The following is an 18922-nucleotide window of genomic DNA, read 5'->3' on the forward strand; positions in this document are numbered from 1 at the left end:
AGAGGAGGCCCGCCATGCGTTTTGTCCCAGCCCTGATCCTAAGCCTGTCCCTACTGTCCCCCCTGCCAGCTACGGCAGAAAACGCCGACGTGCGGCAGGTGATCCGTGACCAGATCGCCGCCTTCCAAAGCGATGATTTCGCCAAAGCCTTTACCTTTGCCAGCCCCAATATCCGCCGCCTCTTTGGCACGGCGGAAAACTTCGGCACAATGGTGCAACGGGGCTATCCGATGGTCTGGCGGCCCATCGCGCTGAACTTCCTTGATCAGGAAGAAAGCGACGGACGCGCCGTGCAACGCATTGAAGTCAGGGATAAATCCGGCGCAACCCATGTGCTGGACTACCTGATGGTCGAAACCGAAACCGGCTGGCGGATCGATGGCGTGTTCCTGCGTCCGCCAGTGGATACAGGCGTTTAACGCCCCCTGACCGCGCCCGGCACCGTCACGGTGGTCTAGGGCGCCGTTAACCCTTTCTCTTTAGGTCTGAGCCTCAACAAGGGCCCGCGTTTTGTCGTGGGTGCTCAGCAGAAAGGGAACTCCGATGAATAAGGCAATCACCGACGGCATCACCTTCATGCCCACCGCATTTGCGTATGGGCTGGACCAATGGTCCAGCGGCGACGGCACGCCGGGATCGGACACCTATGAGGGGGCGGCAAATGCGGCCTATGTGCCGGCGGATGCCGACTTTGCCGGCTGTCTGGAGCTGCTGAAAACCGAAAGCACCCAGCGGCTGCGCTATATGGGTCAGACGCCACTGCAACCGGGCTGCTACCTGCGCATCACCGCGCGGGTGAAGGCCATCTCCGGCAACCTGCCCGCCGTGCGCATCGCCGCCTGGGCAGGCAATGCCTCGGACGGTCATGTCGGCGGGGTGGTCGAAACCGGCCCCAGCACGGTGCTGGACCAATACGGGCAAGTGGTTGAGGTCAGCGCCATCGTCGGCTCTGGCGCCCGCGCGGGCGTTGACATGCCCTGGGGTACAACGGCGATTTACGGCCACTTCGGTCTGGACCTGACGGGTAGCAACGGTGGTGTGGTGCGGATCGACGATCTGGTGATCGAAGACATCACCCAAGCGTTCCACCGCGATATGATGAATTGGGTTGATGTCCGCGATTTTGGTGCTGTGGGCGATGGCAGCACCGATGACAGCGCCGCTTTTGAGGCCGCAGACAATGCCGCCAACGGACGCCTCGTGCTGGTGTCTGCGGGCACCTACCGGCTGGCGAGCTCGGTGACTTTGGAAAACCCGGTGCAGTTCGAAGGCCATCTGGAGATGCCCGCCGATGCCATCCTCTCGCTCACCAAGAGCTTTGACCTGCCGACCTATATCAACGCCTTCAACGGCAATGAGGAACTGGCCTTCCGCAAAGCGTTCCAGTCGCTGCTGAACAACTCTGACCATGAGGGGCTGGATCTGGGTGGGCGGCGGATCACCATCAATGAACCGATCGACCTGCAAGCGGCCGTGCCCAATCGCACCAGCTTTGCCCAGCGTCGCCACATCCGCAACGGCCAGTTCTATGTGAACAATTCCAGCGCTTGGGACACCGAGGTCTTTAGCTCCCCCGCCAGCTACAACCCCGCCGATCCCTGGCATCTGACCGGTGTCGATAACGTCGCCAACATCCCCGTCGGATCGCTGATCACCGCCAGCGGCGTGGGCCGCGAGGTCTATGTCAAAGCGCGCAATGTCGGCGCCGGGCAACTGACCCTCTCCGCGCCGCTGTTTGATGCGGCGGGGCGGCAGAACTTCACCTTCACCCGCTTCAAATACATCCTTGATTTCAGTGGCTTCGACAAACTGTCCAAGTTCTCGATGTCGGATATCGAGTTCCTGTGCAACGGCCGTTCCAGCGGCATCCTGATGGCCCCGGACGGGTTGATCTTCCACCTGAAGGACTGTTTCTTTACCTCCCCCAAGGACCGCGGCCTCAGCTCCATCGGGACCGGTTGTCAGGGCATGTTGATCGACCGCTGCCAGTTCCTGTCCAATGAGACCGGCATGCGGGTGCAGGAACGCACCACCGTGGCGATGAACGCCAACGCCAATGACGTGAAGATCCGTAACAACCGGATCACCCAGTTCCGCCATTTTGCGGTGCTTGGCGGCACCTCTTCGATCATCTCGGGCAATCACTGGTTCCAGGGCGATGACGAAACCGAAGGCGTGCGCACCGCTGGTCTGATCCTGACGTCCTCGCACAACCGCGCCACGATCAATGGCAACTACATCGACAACTGTTCTGTCGAATGGACCAACGAACACGATCAGGCCCCCGAATTCAGTTCGGAATACTCCTTCAGCGCACTGAACATCGCCAACAACGTGTTCCAGTCCATCGATTCGGCCCCGTGGTTCCGGTTCTTTGTGGTCAAGCCGCATGGCACGGGCCATTTCATCAACGGACTGAACATCAGTGGCAACATGTTCCGCGCCATCCGCACCACGTTGGATCGGGTGGAGATGGTGGACACCACCTTTGCCGATCTCGACTACACGCGGATGCGCAACATTCGGGTGGAAGGCAACAGTTTCAACGCCATCCAGCAGGGCATCGCCAACCCTGCGGTGATCAATCATGATCAGAACACACTGGCCAATGTCTGGACGGTGAATTGTGACGGGCCGCTGCCCTTTGGCGGCTATGCGCAGAATGTGACCAGCGTGGTGACGCGCGGCAAGATCGCCAATGCCGCCAATGTCACCAATTACGATTTCCCCTATGTCTCGACCGAGCAGGGCAGCAATCGGGATCGGGTGACCCTGCGGTTCTCGGAAAACACCGAGGGCAATGTCACCGTGTTGGTGCGGATGGACAATGACTGAGGCGGCTCAGAGCCCCAGATCCTGAGGCCCCAACACAAAGGCGCGGGCAAAGCCGCCGTTCAGGTAGGCTTTGTCCACCTCAAACTTTACAAAACAGAAATCCGGGAAATCAATGTAGAGCTTCGATTTCGGATGGCTTTGCAGATAATGCGCGGCCAGCGCGTCGCGGTCCGTATCGCCGTGGCGCAGGAAACGGGCCTTTGCCATCAGGGTCAGGCGGGGATGGGTCAGCGGATCGCCCTTGTCACCCGGCTCCCCGATGAGCAGCGAACAGGCGGTGTCCAACTCCAGCGCTTTGGTGTGATGCGACAGGCCAGACACCAGCGTCACGGGCTGGCCTTCGGGGGTGGTGCCAACGGCCACACGTGTCACCATCGGCAGGCCGGTCCCCGCCTCATGCACGGCCAGCGCGCCAAAACGGGCGGTGTCAATCAGGCCACGCGCCAAAGCGCGGGCGTCATCATCGGTGGGTTGGATCAACTCGGGCATATCAAAGGTTTAGGATCTCTGGCCAGCAATGGCAAGAATACCCGACACTATCAGTCAGAAATCATACCACATGCCAAACTTGACGCCGTTTTCCCTGGCACCAGTCAACGCTTTGCTGAGCCCCAGTTCCAGCTGCCAGCCCTTGCGCAGCTCAAAGGTCACCGACGGCACCAGCCGCAGGAAACTCGCCTCCTCCCGCGCTTGGCCAGCTTGAAGTTGCAGCATCCACTTCTGGCCAGAAGGGCGGCTCACCCCAAGGGTGGCATCGGCCTTCAGATCCAGCGCACGGCTGTCGAGGCTGTATTCCGCATAGGCATCCACCGCCAACCAGCCACCGCCCCATCGTGTCTCCAACCCGCGTCCGTAGGACAGGCCGGGCCGCAGGGTGCGTTCCCCCGCGATCTGGCCAAATCCCAGTTCAGCGGCAACGCGGTGTCTGCCTGTCCCGAGCACCGGCAGACGCACAAATCCCACGGTTTTGTTTTTCCCGGTCACCCCCCGCCCAATGTCGAGGCCAAAGGTCAGGTTGGGCGTCAGACCATATTCCAGATAGAGACCGGTGTAGCTAGTCTCGGCCCCGAAGGGGGCTGTTGCGTAGACCGAACTGGCGGCAAAACCGGTGCCCTCTTCCCGCAACCATGCACCCGCTGCGGCATGGGCAGGCAAAAAGGACAGCAGAAACAGCAGAAGCCAGCGCATGGGGGGTACCGGACAAGGAGGCTTTACCTTCGTAAACATCCGTTAAGATCGCGTTAACACATGCGGCGACCAAAGCCCGAGGGTCCAATCTATCCCAAGCGGGAAAAGCCTTGGGGATTTTACAATCCCGGTGCTAGGCTGAGGGGACAGACGCGGAGGAGCAAATGCCTAAGATCTCTCAGTCAAACGATTTTCAGACGGTGATCACCACCTTTGAAATGACCCCCGGCACCTGTCAGGACCTGATGGAAGCCCTGCAGGATGCCTATGACACCTTCATTTCCAAACAACCCGGTTTCATTGCCGCGGGGCTACATGTGAACGATGCCCAGACCCGCATTGCCAACTATTCCCAATGGCAGCGGCGCGAGGATTTTCAGGCCATGCTGCGCACCGATGAGATGCGCAAACGCAACCGGGTCATCGCCGATTTGTGCAAAAGCTTTGAGCCGGTGATGTATGAGGTTGCCCATAGTTTCGACTAGGGACTGCGCCTGCGCCCTGGGTTTCAGAGCGCGCCTTCGACCCATTTCACAATGGCCGCAGAGGGCATCGCGCCTGCCTGCCGCGCTTTTTCCCGCCCGCCTTTGAAGGCGGCAAGGGTGGGAATGCCGCGAATACGGTAGTTTTGCGAGGCCTTGGGGTGCGCTTCGGTGTTGATTTTCACCAGCCGCGCCCGACCGCTGAGGGCGTTGCCTGCCTGCGCAAACTGCGGGGCCATCTGGCGACAGGGGCCACACCACGGCGCCCAGAAATCCACCACCAGTGGCACATCATCGTTGCGCGCGGCCTTCTGCAGCGTGGCAAAATCCACTTCCACCGGTTTGTTGGCAAATAATTTGGTGCCACAGGTTCCACATTGCGGCCCCGCCCGCAGCCGGTTGGCCGGCACGCGATTAATCTGCCCACAGGACAGGCAGGTCAGTTTCTTACCCGCTGATTTACCTGCGGTTTTACCGGCGGCGGCGCCAGAGGCCTGCGCCCCAGAACGGTGTTTTTTGACGTCCGACATGGCCATTCCCCTTCATATCTTGCGTGCGATATATGAAACATTCTTGCGCAGGCAAGCCCACACAGGCTTGCCATACCGTATAAACCGCCCCATATGTGAGGCGCGACGTTTACGCTTTCGACCTCTGCTCCTATTTTACGGCTCAGTATTTCGATCTTGCTACCGACGAGCCAAGCTGCCGCATTCTGCGGGCAGTAACTAAAACTAAGGAGACCACGGTATGGCAAACGGCACCGTGAAATGGTTCAACACCGAAAAAGGCTACGGCTTCATCGCACCCGAATCCGGCGGCAAAGACGTGTTCGTACACATCTCTGCTGTTGAGCGTTCGGGCCTGACCGGTCTGGCAGACAACCAGAAAGTAACCTTCGACATCGAGCCCGGCCGTGACGGTCGTGAAGCCGCTGTCAACCTGGCGCTGGCCTAAGGCTGACGCTTAGGCTTGCTTCTGGCAAACCTGACAGAGTGACGAAAGCGGGCCCTTTGGGGCCCGTTTTTTTGTGTGTTCACACCTACTTCGCGGCTTTCAACAGCTCCACCACCTGCGGGCCTAGGCCCTCAACAATCAAAGCGACACCTGCGGCATTGGGGTGGATGCCATCGGATTGGAACAGATCACGCACCGCCACTGGATCGCTGCTGGGCAGCCCATCAAAGAAGGATGGCGCGTAAAGCGTGCCGTATTGCGCTGACAGTTCGGGCCAGATGGCATCGAATGCGGCCGCAAATTCCGGCCCGTAATTGCCCGGCGCCTGCATCCCGACCAGCAACACCTTCACCCCCGCCTTCTGCGTTTCGCGCAGGATCCCATCGATGTTGGCGCGGGTCACTTCGGGCACGGTGCCGCGCAGCAGGTCATTGCCGCCAAGGCTGAGAATCATCGCATCAAAAGGTTCCGACAGCGTCCAGGCCGCCCGTGACAGCCCTCCTGCCGTGGTGTCGCCCGAAACGCCAGCGTTGGTCACCTGCACCTCCTGGCCTGCTTCATCCAGCCAGCGTTGCAGCTGCGGCACAAAACCATCGCCCTGCGCCAGACCGTAGCCCTGGGTCAGGCTGTCGCCAAACGCCACCAGTTTGAGCGGTTCTGCGCTGACCGGCATGGCGGCAAGGGCCAGAAGTGCCACCAGCCCCTTGCTCCGCAGGCGCTTGGCCCCATATGTCAGAAACACTCGTAGATACAGGCTGATAGACATGGTGACTCCGGTTCTTTCCCTTACAGATGTGACGCTTTCGCTGGATGGCAATGCGGGGCGCATCGAAATCCTTCACGGCATTTCGCTGGATGTCCAGAGCGGGCAGAGCCTTGGCCTGATCGGCCCGTCCGGATCCGGCAAGTCTTCGCTGCTGATGCTCATGGGCGGGCTGGAACAGGCCACCACCGGCAGCGTTAACGCGCTGGGGCAGGATCTGACCACCATGAATGAGGACCAACTGGCAAAGTTCCGTCGCCAGCATATGGGGATTGTGTTCCAGTCTTTCCACCTGATCCCGACCATGACCGCGCTGGAAAATGTCGCCACACCGCTGGAGCTGGCAGGTCACAGCGATGCCTTTGACCGCGCGATGGAGGAATTGCAGGCCGTCGGACTGGAAGCGCGGGCGGATCACTACCCGTCTCAGATGTCGGGCGGTGAACAACAGCGGGTGGCGCTGGCGCGGGCCTCTGCCCCGCGGCCCCAGATCCTGCTGGCGGACGAACCAACAGGCAATCTGGACGGCGCCAATGGTGCGGCGATCATTGACCTGCTGTTCGGCCTGCGCGACCGCCACGGCGCAACTTTGATCCTTGTCACCCATGCCCGCGAGCTGGCGGAACGTTGTGACCATGTGGTGCGGCTGCGCGACGGTCGGGTGGAGTCCGAGGACAGCGGCGCCCAAACCACGCAGAGCGCGGATCAGGGGGCAGTTGCATGAGCATAGCGGTTTCGGCGCGGCTGGCGCGGCGCGAATTGCGTGGGGGGCTGAAAGGCTTCCGCATATTTTTGGCCTGTCTGGCGCTGGGCGTTGCGGCGATTGCCGGTGTCGGCTCGGTCCGGTCGGGCATTGAGGCCGGTCTGGCCAACGAAGGCGCCGCGCTCCTCGGCGGCGACGCCGAGATGGAGTTCACCTACCGTTTTGCCGATGAGGCTGAAAAAGCGTGGATGGGGGGGGCCGCGGTTGCCGTCTCTGAGGTGGCGGATTTCAGGTCGATGGCGGTGCGCGGGGACACCCGCGCGCTGACCCAGGTGAAGGCGGTGGATGACCTCTACCCGCTGGTGGGGTCGGTCGGACTGTCGCCTGACATGCCGCTGGAAACCGCCCTGGCCGGTCAGGATGGTCTGCCCGGCGCGGTGCTGGATCCGCTACTGATTGCCCAGATGGCGCTGGAACCGGGCGGCACCTTCCGGCTGGGCACTCAGGAGTTTGTCCTGATGGCCGCGTTGGAGAATGAACCGGACAGCGCCGGTGACGGTTTTGCCCTGGGCCCACGCAGTCTGGTGGCGCGGCGGGATCTGGCGCAATCGGGGCTGCTGGCCTCTGGCACGTTGTTTTCGTCCAAATACCGGCTGCTGCTGCCCGAAGGTGCTGGTTTGGAACCGGTGAAACAAGAGGCCACCGACAAGTTTGCCAGCAGTGGCATGCGCTGGCGCGACGCCCGCAACGGCGCCCCCGGGATTGCCACATTTGTCGAACGTCTGGGCGCGTTCCTAATCCTTGTTGGCCTGTCCGGTCTGGCGGTCGGCGGTGTCGGCGTGTCCTCGGCAGTGCGGGCTTATCTGGCGGGTAAAACCGGTGTGATCGCCACCCTGCGCAGTCTGGGCGCAGACCGGCGCACGGTGTTTCAGGTCTACTTCCTGCAAATCGGGGCGCTGTCCGTTGTTGGCATTGTGCTGGGTCTGTTGCTGGGCGGGCTGGTACCGGTGGCCTTTGGGCCGCTGATTTCGACCCAGCTGCCGGTGCCGGCGGATTTTGGCCTCTACCCTGCGCCATTGATTGAGGCCGCGATTTACGGCGGGCTGACCGCGCTTATTTTCACCCTTTGGCCGCTGGCACGCACTGGCGAAGTGCGGGCTGCGACCCTGTTCCGCGACGCGATGGCGGGGGCCAAGCTGCTGCCACCGTTGCCTTTTGTGCTGATCACACTGGCGCTGACGGCGGCGCTAGTCGGAGTGGCGGTACTGTTTTCTGGCACGGTGACGCTGACGCTTTGGACCGCGGCGGGTGTGATCCTGTCCCTGGTGCTCTTGGCCATTGCCGCGCTTGGACTGCGTTGGCTGGCACGCCGTCTGGCACCGCTGACCCGAGGCCGCCCCGCCCTACGGTGGGCCGTCGCCGCCATTGGTGGCGCCCGTGATGAGGCCACACCGGTGGTGCTGTCGCTGGGTCTGGGCCTGACGGTTCTTGCAGCGGTGGGACAGATTGACGGCAATCTGCGCAACGCCATTGCGCAGGAATTGCCGGATCGCGCGCCTTCGTTCTTCTTTGTTGATATCCAGCGCGAACAGATCGACGGGTTTCTGGATCGGCTGACCACCGACCCAGAGGTCAGCCGTACCGAACATGCGCCGATGCTGCGCGGCGTCATCACCACCATCAACGACCGCCCCGCAACCGAGGTGGCCGGCGATCACTGGGTGGTGACGGGGGATCGCGGCGTGACCTATGCCGATGCCCAGCCTGAAACCACCCGCATCACCGAGGGCGCATGGTGGGGCGAAGGCTACACTGGTGCGCCGCAGATCAGCTTTGCCGCAGAAGAGGCCGCAGAGATGGGACTGAAACTGGGCGACCGGATGACCATAAACATTCTGGGCCGCGACATCGAGGGCACCCTTACCTCATTCCGAGAGGTGGATTTCTCGACCGCGGGCATGGGGTTTGTGCTGGCCATGAACGAATCCGCGCTGGCAGGGGCGCCGCATAGTTTCATCGCCACGGTTTACGCCAGCGAAGCGGCAGAACCGGTGATCCTGCGCGACCTGACCAACGCCTACCCCAATATCACCGCCATCCGTGTCCGCGACGCCATCGACCGGGTGACCGAGCTGATGGGCGGCATCGCAAATGCGACGCGCTGGGGCGCCTCGGCCACGTTGCTGACCGGCTTCCTTGTGCTGATCGGCGCGGCCGCTGCTGGTGCGCCGGCGCGCAGCTATGAGGCGGCAGTGCTGAAAACCCTGGGCGCCAGCCGTGGCCGGATCCTGCTGAGCTTTGCCCTGCGCTCGGCACTGCTGGGGGCTGGTGCGGCGCTGGTGGCGCTGTTTGCAGGCATCGCTGGCGGCTGGGCGGTCATGACCTTTGTGATGGAAAGCGACTTCACCGTGATCTGGGGCTCGGCCTTTGGGATTGTTCTGGGTGGTGTTCTGGCGACCCTTCTGGCGGGCTTCGGCTTTGCCTGGGCGGCGCTGGGGACAAAACCGGTGCGGGTGCTGCGCGCCCGCGAATGATGTCTTGCCTTTGACAGCTTACGGTGGCACCCCTTGGCGCAAATCCATGTGATCTTGCCAAGGGGTGCCCATCATGCAGTTGAGCCCGGACCAGCAATCCTTTCTCATTGAAACCGTCCGCGCAGCCGCCAAGGCCGAGATCCTGCCGCGGTTCCGCAACCTGTCGGCGGGCGATATCCGGTCCAAATCCAAACCCGACGATCTGGTGACCGAGGCGGATCTGGCGGCCGAAAAGCGGATCACTGCAGCGCTGCGTGACGCCTTTCCACAAGCCATGATCCTGGGCGAGGAAGCGGCGGCCGAAGACCCGTCTTTGCGCGATCAGGCGGCGGAGGCAGAGCTGGCGCTGATCATCGATCCGGTGGATGGGACTTGGAACTTTGCCAATGGTCTGGCCACCTTTGGGGTGATCCTTGCCGCGACATCCTTTGGCAAACCTGTATTTGGCCTGCTTTATGATGTGGTGATGGATGACTGGGTGGTGACCGATGGGCGCGACAGCCGGATGGCCAGCCCAACACAGTCCGGACGCCTGTTGCAGACCTCGGATGGCGGCGTGTTGGAAAGCCTCACGGGGTTTGTGCATTTTTATCTGATGGAGAAATCGGTGCAGGCCCAGATGGGGGCCGCGATGCCTGCGTTTAACCGCACCTTTATGCTGCGCTGTTCCTGCCACGAATATCGGTTGCTGGCACAGGGATCGGTGGATTTCTGCCTCTCGGGCATTTTGAACCCTTGGGATCATGCCGCCGGTGTGGCCGCGACCCAAGCGGCGGGCGGCGTTGCGCGGCTGATCGATGGGCGCGACTACGACATCAGCATCAAACAGGGTTATCTGTTGAGCGCCGCCAATGAAGCCACATGGGAGGTGGTCGCCGCGCATCTGTCCTTCCTCAAGGGCTGAGCGCTGAGATCCACCACCTTCCGGTCCAGCGGCGGCCGTGCATTTTTGCCCATACGGGCAATCAGACGCTTCTGCTGCTTGTGTTTCGGGATCAGGCGGGCCGGTTCGGGATCGCTGCGCCGGATGGCGAGGTCCGGAAACAGCTGGAACAGCTCTTTGCGGGCCGCCTCTGTTAGGCTTTTCAAGGCTTCGGGGCCAGTGAACAGGCTTTCGCTGGGGCAGCCTTCGGCAAAGATCACCTGATGCCGCGCCATGACCACATGGACGTAAGTGATTGTTTCAACACTCTCATCCACGTAGATGCCGGGCAGTTCCGTCAACCTGGTGGCGGCGATCAGCACCTCCGCCGCACCAAACATGCGTCGCGCAATGGGCGAGGCCACCAACATGCGGTGCTGCGGCGACACCAGCAGATCGCGTTTCGGTAGCCCCTGCCCCAATGCCCCTGCCGAGATGCGAATGGGCCGCAGATGCGGGTACTTCTGCAAATCCTGCGCGCTCAGCGCCCTTTGCAAAATCAACCTGACGCGCCCTGTGCCGCCATCCCACAGCGGCAGGCTGTGACCGGGTTGCAGATGTTCCACCCGCTCTTCCCCATGCAGAGTGCGGATGAAAGTGCCGGCAGCAAAACAGGGGATCAGCCCATCCTCAAAGGCGATCACCCCCACGGTTTCGTTGATATGGTTCAGCTCGCTGTCCTGCGAGGCCTCTTCCTCAATGAACAGCTCAACAGATGAGTTGGTCTGGCTGTCGATCACCACGGTTGCCGTGTCGCCGCCGTTGATGGTCTGGGTTTCGCCCAGGATCACCGCGTTGCTGAAAGTGGCCCCCAGACCCAACGTGTCGACCTGTTCATCAACGCCACCGTGGGTCGCAGCGGTGCCTGCGCTGCCATCGCCACCGGCCTGAATGGCAATCCAGCCCACTGTTTCGCTGGCATGGACACCGTCCTGTGCCTCTTCTTCCTGCAGGGTCAGGTCAAAGCCGCCAGCAGAGATGTTCAGCGGGTCACTGTCCACGGTGGTGGTGTCGTTGTTCGACATCACCGAAGTCAGCACCACCGGCGGGTCGGTGAAGCTGCCGCTGAAACTAGCGCTGCTGCCGTCCGAGGAGGTGGCGGTGGTGCCCGCCTCGATCACCCGACCGTCCGGCAGGGTGTGCACGCCTTCCTCTACCGCGAGCCAGTTGATCGTCTCGGTCGCGGGGTGAGCCCCGTCGTGGTATTCCCATTCTTCAATGATGAAGGTGAAAGAGGTGGTGTTGCCATCCGTGTCCAGCACCTGATCGGTCAGTCGGATGGTGAACTGGTTGCCGCCATTATTCGTGGCGGTGAAGGCAAACACCGGATTGGTCAGCGGCTCATCCAAAGTCACAGTGATCGGCGCATTCTCCGTAGGAGAATTCGTTGTCACCGAACCTGCCTCACCAATGGCCATTGCGCTGTTCCCTGCCTCGCGTTGCCGACATGCGACCCGTTGGGCCTATTTGCTCAAGGTTAAGATACGCTGCACAGGGGGCAGCAATATGGTTCAAATTGGGCGGAATTGGACACGGGGATTAGGCAGGGGAATTAGACAGGGGCGCACCGCGCTGCGAGGCAGGCGCGACGGGTCGTTCACAAAGAAAAAGCGCCCCGCGAAAGGGGCGCTTTCTATGTTTTCGCAGATGGGCTTATTCCGCCGCTTCGGCGTAGTCGTCCATCGGCGGGCAGGTGCAGACCAAATGGCGGTCGCCATGGGCGTTGTCGACGCGGTTGACCGGCGGCCAGTATTTGTCCACGCGGAAGGCACCGGCCGGGTAACAGCCCTGTTCACGGCTGTAGGGGCGGTTCCAGTCCCCCACCAGATCCTCAACGGTGTGGGGCGCACGTTTCAGCGGGTTGTTTTCCGCATCAATGTCACCTTTTTCCACCGCATCAATCTCAGCCCGGATCGACAGCATGGCGTCGCAGAAACGGTCGATCTCGGCTTTGGTTTCCGACTCCGTCGGCTCCACCATCAGGGTGCCGGCCACCGGCCAGCTCATGGTGGGGGCGTGGAAACCGTTGTCGATCAGACGTTTGGCGATGTCATCCACGGTGATGTTGACGCTGTCGGCAAAGGGACGGGTGTCCACGATGCATTCATGCGCCACGCGGCCGGTGGGCCCTTTGTAGAGCACCTCAAACGCACCTTCGAGACGCTTGGCGATGTAGTTCGCCGACAGGATCGCCACACGGGTTGCCTGCGTCAGACCGCTATCGCCCATCATCAGGCAATAGGCCCAGGAGATCGCCAGGATCGAGGCCGAACCGTAGGGCGCTGCCGAAACGGGACCTTCAGTGCCACCGGTTTCCGGGTGACCGGGCAGATGCGGCACCAGATGTGCCTTTACGCCGATCGGACCCATGCCGGGGCCGCCACCGCCATGGGGAATGGCAAAGGTTTTGTGCAGGTTCAGGTGGCTCACGTCACCGCCCAGATCGCCCGGACGGCTGAGGCCGACCATCGCGTTCATGTTGGCGCCGTCGATATAAACCTGACCGCCGTGATCATGGGTGATCTGGCAGACGTCTTTCACGGTTTCCTCAAACACGCCGTGGGTCGATGGGTAGGTGATCATGCAGCCTGCAAGGTTTTCGCTGTGCTGTTCCGCCTTGGCGCGGAAATCGTCCAGATCAATGTCACCGTTTTCCAGCGATTTCACCGGAACCACTTTCCAGCCCACCATCTGGGCCGAAGCTGGGTTGGTGCCATGGGCCGACATCGGGATCAGGCAGACGTTGCGGTGACCCTGATCGTTGGCGCGGTGGTAGGCGGCGATGGTCAACAGACCGGCGTATTCGCCCTGCGCGCCCGAGTTCGGCTGCATTGAGAAGTCATCGTAGCCGCAGATCTCGCAGAGTTTGTCAGACAGGTCCGACATCATCTCGCCGTAGCCTGCCGCCTGATCCAGCGGCACAAACGGGTGCAGATCCGAGAGTTCCGGCCAGCTGATCGGCATCATCTCTGCTGCCGCGTTCAGCTTCATGGTGCAGGACCCCAGCGGGATCATCGCGCGGTCCAGCGCCAAATCGCGGTCCGCCAGACGACGCATGTAGCGCATCATCTCGGTCTCGGCCCGGTTCATGTGGAAAATTGGGTGGGTCAGGATGTCCGAGTTTCGCAGTGCGTTGTCGGGCAGACGCCATTCACCGGGTTGGTCATCCTTGCGAGCGATGCCAAAGGCGCGCCAGACCGCTTCGATGGTGGCGGGCACAACGGCTTCGTCAATGGTGATGCCAACCTTGGTGTCGCCGACGGGGCGCAGGTTGATGCCTTCATCCACAGCCGATTTCAGCACGGCCTTTTGCAGCGGGCCAACTTCGACGGTCACTGTGTCAAAGAAGTCTTTCGGCTCTACCGAGAAACCGGCTTCTTCCAGACCTTTGACCAGACGCACCGTCTTGCGGTGGATCTTCTGGGCGATGGCTTTCAGACCGGCCGGACCGTGGAACACGGCATACATCGAGGCCATCACCGCCAGCAGGGCCTGAGCGGTACAGACGTTCGACGTCGCTTTTTCGCGGCGGATGTGCTGTTCGCGGGTCTGCAGCGCCAGACGGTAGGCGCGGTTGCCACGGGCATCGATCGAGACACCGACCAGACGGCCGGGCATCGAACGTTTGAACTTGTCGTTACAGGCCATATAGGCGGCGTGCGGGCCACCGTAGCCCAGCGGCACACCAAAGCGCTGGGTCGAACCAACAGCAATGTCGGCGCCCATTGCGCCCGGCTCTTTCAGCAGAACCAGCGCCATCGGGTCGGCGATCACGATGCCCACAGCTTTGTTTTCGTGCAGCGCGGCTATTTCAGCGGTGAAGTCGCGCACGTGGCCATAGGTGCCGGGATACTGGAAGATCGCACCAAAGACAGCGGTGGCGTCCAGATCTTCGGGCGCGCCAACGATCACCTCGATGCCCAGCGGCGCGGCGCGGGTCTGCATCACGGCGATGTTCTGAGGGTGGCAGTTTTCATCGACAAAGAAGGCTTTGGATTTCGACTTCGACACCCGCTCGGCCATGGTCATGGCTTCGGCGGCAGCGGTGGATTCATCGAGCAGCGAGGCGTTGGCGATCTCCAGACCGGTGAGGTCGGAAATCATCGTCTGGTAGTTCAGCAGCGCCTCAAGACGGCCCTGCGAAATCTCAGGCTGATAAGGGGTGTAGGCGGTGTACCAGGCCGGGTTTTCCAGGATGTTGCGCTGGATGGCGGGCGGGGTCACGGTGCCGTGGTAGCCCATGCCGATCAGGCTGGTCAGAACCTTGTTCTTGCCTGCGACCTCTTTCATCCGGGCCAGCATCTGACGTTCGGACAGCGCCTTGCCAAAGCCCAGCGGCTGTTCCTGACGGATCAATTCTGGAACGGTGTCGTTAATGAGGGTTTCGAGGCTGTCGGCGCCTACGGTTTGCAGCATCTCGGCCATTTCTTCAGGCGAAGGCCCGATGTGACGGCGGTTGGCAAAATCGTAGGGCAAATAATCGGTTGGCTGGAATGGCATCCCAAGCTCCTTATCGCGCGATTTGTGGTCGTTGTATGGGGCCGCTTGGGCCCGAGAGGCACTGCGCCCCTCCCCGTCTGGGGCGCAGTGCAAGGGGCGTCAGGGGACGCCCGAGGGTTCATATGGTCCGTCCGGCGTCCGTTAGGGCGCTTAGTCGACCAGCGCCTTATAGGCGTCTTCGTCCATGTATTCGTTGATCACCGAGGCGTCATCGACCTTGATCTTGAAGAACCAGGCAGCGCCGGTCGGGTCTTCGTTCACCTTGCCCGGCTCATCTTCCAGCGCTTCGTTCACTTCAACGATCTCGCCTTCAACCGGGGCCACGATGTCCGAGGCCGCTTTCACGGATTCGATCACAACGATCTCATCGCCTTTGGCGACCTGGGTGCCGGTTTCCGGCAGTTCCACAAACACAACGTCGCCCAGCGAGGTCGAGGCGTGTTCGGTGATGCCCACGGTGATGATGTTGCCATCGGCGGTGAGCCATTCGTGATCTTCGGTAAATTTCATGTCTGGATCCTTCCCTGTCGAGATCTGGATTATCGTTTGAATTGCGCCGCCACGAAGGGCAACGCGACAACTTCCACGGCCATACGTTTACCACGTACGTCGCCGTAAAGAACTGTTCCTGTTTCGGAATTTTCGGTCGCGACATAGCCCATTGCAACCGGGCCTTCGACCGAGGGGCCAAAGCCGCCCGAGGTCACCTTGCCGATCGGCGCGCCGCCGTTGTCGGTGGCGTAAAGTTCGACCCCTTCGCGCATCGGGGCGCGGGTCTGCGGCTTCAGGCCAACACGGGCGCGCGGTGCACCGGTTTCCAGCTCGGCCAGAATACGTTCCGCGCCGGGGAAGCCGCCTTCGCGGGCGCCGCCGGTGCGGCGGATTTTCTGGATGCCCCAGGTCAGCGCGGCCTCAACCGGGCTGGTGGTTTCATCGATGTCATGACCGTAAAGGCACATGCCGCCCTCAAGACGCAGACTGTCACGGGCACCCAGGCCGATGGGCAGCACACGTTCGTCTTCCAGCAGTTTGCGGGCAAAGGCCTCGGCCGCATCATTCGGAACCGAAATCTCATAGCCATCTTCGCCGGTGTAGCCCGAACGCGAAATCCAGCATTCCGCACCGTTCAGGTCATAGATGCCCACATCCATGAATTTCATATCCGCAACGGCGGGGTTCAGCGCGGCAAGGGCCGCCTCAGCCGCAGGGCCTTGCAACGCCAGCAGGGCGCGGTCTTCGATCACTTCAACGGCAACGCCTTCGGGCAGGCCGTTCTGCATCAGGGCGATATCCTGATCTTTGCAGGCGGCATTCACCACAACAAAGATATGATCGCCCCGGTTGGCGAACATCAGATCGTCCAGAATGCCGCCCTGATCGTTGGTGAAGAAACCGTAACGCTGACGGTTTTCCTTCAGACCCGCCACATTCACCGGGATCAGCGCCTCAAGCGCCAGAGCCGCCTCTTCGTAAGAAGAGCCCCGCAGGATCACCTGCCCCATGTGCGAGACGTCAAACAGACCGGCCTGGCTCCGGGTGTGGAGGTGTTCCTTCATCACACCAGCAGGATATTGCACCGGCATTTCATAGCCCGCGAACGGCACCATTTTGCCGCCCAGTTCACGATGCAATGCATCCAAGGTGAGGGATTTCAGTTCGGACATGTCGCCTCCCAGCTGTCGCAAAACCGGGTCGGTGTCCTAGAGTCCCCGTCCGGCATCATTCAGACGCAGCGAAGCCGCGCCACTGATGCCCCCTCTGTCACGGTGCCTGAGATCGTTATCCCTTCGGCGGACGTGTTTTCACGCCTCTCTCCAGAGTAGTCAGCCCTGATCGGTCCCTTTGGCCTGAGAGTTTCCGGGGCGGTTGCTCCTTCGGCACTGGCGCACGGCCAGTTCTCCCGATCAGTTGACGAGGTGATTATCCCAGTCGGATTTTCAGAGCAAGTGATTCAATGCGACGTTTTTCGTTTCACGAGCGACAGGTTGCGGGCGCCAGGATCTCCAGCAGACGGTCATTGCCGCAAACCAGCGAATCTAGGGTGACCTCATCAAGGTGGGCAAAAAAGGCCTCGGCCGCGTCCGCCAGTGCCAGTCGCAGGCGGCAGGCTTCGACCAGAGGACAGGTGTTGTCGACATCGGCAAAACATTCCGCCAGCGGCACCGAAGCCTCCAGCGAGCGGAACACATCACCGATCCGGACCTCCGTCGCCGCGCGCCCCAGCATCAGCCCCCCATTGCGCCCCCGCTGGGTCCGCAGAAAGCCAAGTTGCCCCAATTGGTTGATCACCTGTGCCAGATGGTTTTCCGAGGCATTGCACCTTTCGGCGATTTCCGATTTGGTCACCAGACGTTCGGGATTGGCCGCACAGAACATCAAGATACGGATCGCTATGTTGGTTCGTTTGGTAATACGCATTGATACGGCCTCACACGACTAGGGTGCGACAATCATGCCCCTCACAGCTTTGTGAGGGATTGATATGGATCAAGAGAGGGTAAATTTCCTGCATGACAGATGCATTTTTCTTTGGTTACGGGTCTCTGGTGAACCGGAAAACCCATGTTTACGCCGATGCGCATCGGGTCAAAGTGTCCGGTTGGCGACGGGCCTGGCGCCATACGGCGTTGCGTCCCATTGCGTTTTTGACCGCGATTCCTTATGCGGACAGTGCCATTGACGGGTTGATTGCCGGGGTGCCGGGCAATGACTGGGCGGCACTGGACACCCGCGAGTTTGCCTATGACCGCATCGCGCTGACCGAGGCGATGGACCATCCGCTGCCCCAACGCCCCGAGGTGGCCATCTACGCCATCCCCGAAGGCAAACACGGCGCGCCAGATCGGGCGCATCCGGTGCTGCTCAGTTATCTCGACGTGGTGGTGCAGGGCTACCTGGAGGAATTTGGCGAAGCGGGTGTGGCGGATTTCTTTGCCACCACCGATGGCTGGGAGGCGCCGATCCTAGATGACCGCGCCGCACCTTATTACCCGCGCGCGCAAGCGCTCTCAGCCGCAGAGCAGCAGCTGGTGGACCGGATGCTGATGGATGTGGGGGCCAAAACGGTGCAGCACACTGAGGCCGAACGTGCCGCCTTTGATGCTGGGCTGCGCGGGTAATCCCCCAAAGCCCCGCAAAGACGTGCCGGGCCGCGCGCCGTAAGACGCGGCCCTAAAATGCAGATTTCCGCTAAATCTTTTTGACCATGTTAGGCAAAATCCCTCTTTTTTTGCCCCGAATTTGTGAACAATCCGGCCAAATCCCCCGAATTTTTGCCAAAAAATCGTCCCTCCCCACCCAAAGAGACCCCAAACCATACCTAAGGAGGGGGTCAAATGGGGCCATATCCGGCCGTTCTTCATACTGGGAAAAACGATCCTTAGCTGCCGCGATGGATCATCACTTTGTAATTTTTAGAACGTTTCAAGAGGGCTTTTTTACCATGGCACAAATCGGACATATCGAAAGAGCTCTTGAAGGGGGAAACATGAAGAAGTTGAAGTCAGTATCGCAGATCATCCGCAAACGTCGCCTGTTCTGCGTCTCGCCCGATGACATGGCCCGTCAGGCCTGTAAGGTTATGACCAACCGCAAGGTTGGCGCGCTGCCGGTCATCGATGACAATGGCACGCTGGTTGGTGTGATCTCCGAGCGTGACATCGTACGCCGCTGCATTGGTGGCAAACTGCGCACCGTCAAAACCCCGATCCGCGACGTGATGACGCCGGATCCCATCGTGGCCAAGGCCGACGACACCATCGTTGTTGCCATCGCCGTGATGATGCAGAACAACATCCGCCACCTGCCCGTTGTCGAAAACGGCGTAGTGATCGGCATGATTTCGATCCGTGAAGTGATCACCGAACTGTCGACCATGGCGGTCCAGAACCTGGGCCTGGCCGGTTTCGACACCGACACCAAGCTGCAGTTCGCCTAAGGGTTTCCCCCCGGCGGCCCCAAGGCGGGCCCCCTATCGCCAGAAGGCCGCAAGAACAACCCCCGCGATGGCAACATCGCGGGGGTCTTGCGTTTTGGTGT

The 18922-nt window shown here is 61.2% G+C and carries 18 protein-coding genes and 2 riboswitches; of the genes, 9 read left to right on the plus strand and 9 right to left on the minus strand.

Features of this window, described 5'->3' with window-relative positions:
* The first annotated feature begins 14 nt into the window (after positions 1-14).
* Complete coding sequence (locus tag SIC14_RS01380; RefSeq protein ID WP_412564064.1) at positions 15-419, plus strand: DUF4864 domain-containing protein; 405 nt, start codon at positions 15-17, stop codon at positions 417-419.
* A gap of 124 nt (positions 420-543) precedes the next feature.
* Positions 544-2835 (plus strand): glycosyl hydrolase family 28-related protein, encoded by a 2292-nt coding sequence (locus tag SIC14_RS01385; protein WP_412564065.1) that lies wholly within the window; start codon positions 544-546, stop codon positions 2833-2835.
* Between the two features lie 6 nt (positions 2836-2841).
* On the opposite strand, the gene SIC14_RS01390 is transcribed toward SIC14_RS01385, so the two are convergent.
* Complete coding sequence (locus SIC14_RS01390) at positions 2842-3324, minus strand: HugZ family protein (protein ID WP_412564066.1); 483 nt, start codon at positions 3322-3324, stop codon at positions 2842-2844.
* 54 nt (positions 3325-3378) lie between these two features.
* Positions 3379-4023, minus strand: a complete 645-nt coding sequence (locus SIC14_RS01395) for a hypothetical protein (RefSeq protein ID WP_412564067.1) — start codon at positions 4021-4023, stop codon at positions 3379-3381.
* A 164-nt stretch (positions 4024-4187) separates the two neighbouring features.
* Here SIC14_RS01395 and SIC14_RS01400 point away from each other — a divergent pair, with 164 nt between their 5' ends.
* Positions 4188-4508 (plus strand): antibiotic biosynthesis monooxygenase family protein, encoded by a 321-nt coding sequence (locus tag SIC14_RS01400; protein WP_412564068.1) that lies wholly within the window; start codon positions 4188-4190, stop codon positions 4506-4508.
* A 23-nt stretch (positions 4509-4531) separates the two neighbouring features.
* On the opposite strand, the gene trxC is transcribed toward SIC14_RS01400, so the two are convergent.
* On the minus strand, positions 4532-5035 hold the full coding sequence (gene trxC, locus SIC14_RS01405) for a thioredoxin TrxC (protein ID WP_412564069.1): 504 nt from the start codon (positions 5033-5035) through the stop codon (positions 4532-4534).
* Between the two features lie 220 nt (positions 5036-5255).
* Here trxC and SIC14_RS01410 point away from each other — a divergent pair, with 220 nt between their 5' ends.
* Positions 5256-5462: a cold-shock protein gene (locus SIC14_RS01410; protein WP_412564070.1), complete on the plus strand. Its 207-nt coding sequence runs from the start codon at positions 5256-5258 to the stop codon at positions 5460-5462.
* A gap of 85 nt (positions 5463-5547) precedes the next feature.
* On the opposite strand, the gene SIC14_RS01415 is transcribed toward SIC14_RS01410, so the two are convergent.
* On the minus strand, positions 5548-6228 hold the full coding sequence (locus SIC14_RS01415) for an arylesterase (protein ID WP_412564071.1): 681 nt from the start codon (positions 6226-6228) through the stop codon (positions 5548-5550).
* On the opposite strand from SIC14_RS01415, the gene SIC14_RS01420 reads away from it, so the two are divergent.
* From SIC14_RS01420 to SIC14_RS01430, 3 genes are all read left to right on the plus strand, one after another.
* Positions 6227-6949, plus strand: a complete 723-nt coding sequence (locus SIC14_RS01420) for an ABC transporter ATP-binding protein (protein WP_412564072.1) — start codon at positions 6227-6229, stop codon at positions 6947-6949. The two genes, SIC14_RS01415 and SIC14_RS01420, sit on opposite strands and share 2 nt — an antisense overlap.
* The gene (locus SIC14_RS01425) at positions 6946-9462 is read left to right on the plus strand and encodes an ABC transporter permease (protein ID WP_412564073.1); all 2517 of its coding nucleotides are present in this window, start codon (positions 6946-6948) and stop codon (positions 9460-9462) included. Before SIC14_RS01420 ends, SIC14_RS01425 begins: the two co-directional genes overlap by 4 nt.
* Before the next feature lie 73 nt (positions 9463-9535).
* Entirely contained in the window at positions 9536-10366 is an 831-nt protein-coding gene (locus SIC14_RS01430) for an inositol monophosphatase family protein (RefSeq protein ID WP_412564074.1), read from the plus strand.
* On the opposite strand, the gene SIC14_RS01435 is transcribed toward SIC14_RS01430, so the two are convergent.
* The 5 genes from SIC14_RS01435 to SIC14_RS01455 all read right to left on the minus strand — a co-directional run bounded on the left by SIC14_RS01435 (position 10294) and on the right by SIC14_RS01455 (position 17302).
* Positions 10294-11802: a Hint domain-containing protein gene (locus tag SIC14_RS01435; RefSeq protein ID WP_412564075.1), complete on the minus strand. Its 1509-nt coding sequence runs from the start codon at positions 11800-11802 to the stop codon at positions 10294-10296. The two genes, SIC14_RS01430 and SIC14_RS01435, sit on opposite strands and share 73 nt — an antisense overlap.
* Before the next feature lie 235 nt (positions 11803-12037).
* Complete coding sequence (gene gcvP / locus SIC14_RS01440) at positions 12038-14884, minus strand: aminomethyl-transferring glycine dehydrogenase (RefSeq protein ID WP_412564076.1); 2847 nt, start codon at positions 14882-14884, stop codon at positions 12038-12040.
* A gap of 150 nt (positions 14885-15034) precedes the next feature.
* Entirely contained in the window at positions 15035-15394 is a 360-nt protein-coding gene (gene gcvH / locus SIC14_RS01445) for a glycine cleavage system protein GcvH (RefSeq protein ID WP_412564077.1), read from the minus strand.
* A gap of 29 nt (positions 15395-15423) precedes the next feature.
* On the minus strand, positions 15424-16548 hold the full coding sequence (gene gcvT / locus SIC14_RS01450) for a glycine cleavage system aminomethyltransferase GcvT (RefSeq protein ID WP_412564078.1): 1125 nt from the start codon (positions 16546-16548) through the stop codon (positions 15424-15426).
* 84 nt (positions 16549-16632) lie between these two features.
* Positions 16633-16708: riboswitch (glycine riboswitch) on the minus strand.
* Positions 16709-16797: riboswitch (glycine riboswitch) on the minus strand. It lies immediately after the preceding riboswitch.
* A gap of 58 nt (positions 16798-16855) precedes the next feature.
* A complete protein-coding gene (locus tag SIC14_RS01455; protein ID WP_412564079.1) occupies positions 16856-17302 on the minus strand; it encodes an RrF2 family transcriptional regulator in 447 nt (148 codons plus the stop codon).
* 92 nt (positions 17303-17394) lie between these two features.
* Between SIC14_RS01455 and SIC14_RS01460 the strand changes: the two genes are divergently transcribed.
* Together SIC14_RS01460 and SIC14_RS01465 are read left to right on the plus strand one after the other, a co-directional pair.
* Positions 17395-18003: a gamma-glutamylcyclotransferase gene (locus SIC14_RS01460; RefSeq protein ID WP_412564080.1), complete on the plus strand. Its 609-nt coding sequence runs from the start codon at positions 17395-17397 to the stop codon at positions 18001-18003.
* Between the two features lie 368 nt (positions 18004-18371).
* Positions 18372-18821: a cyclic nucleotide-binding/CBS domain-containing protein gene (locus SIC14_RS01465; RefSeq protein WP_412564081.1), complete on the plus strand. Its 450-nt coding sequence runs from the start codon at positions 18372-18374 to the stop codon at positions 18819-18821.
* Positions 18822-18922: the final 101 nt, after the last annotated feature.

The organism is Thalassobius sp. MITS945101 (assembly GCF_047123305.1).
In the GTDB taxonomy this organism is placed as follows: Bacteria; Pseudomonadota; Alphaproteobacteria; order Rhodobacterales; family Rhodobacteraceae; genus Thalassobius.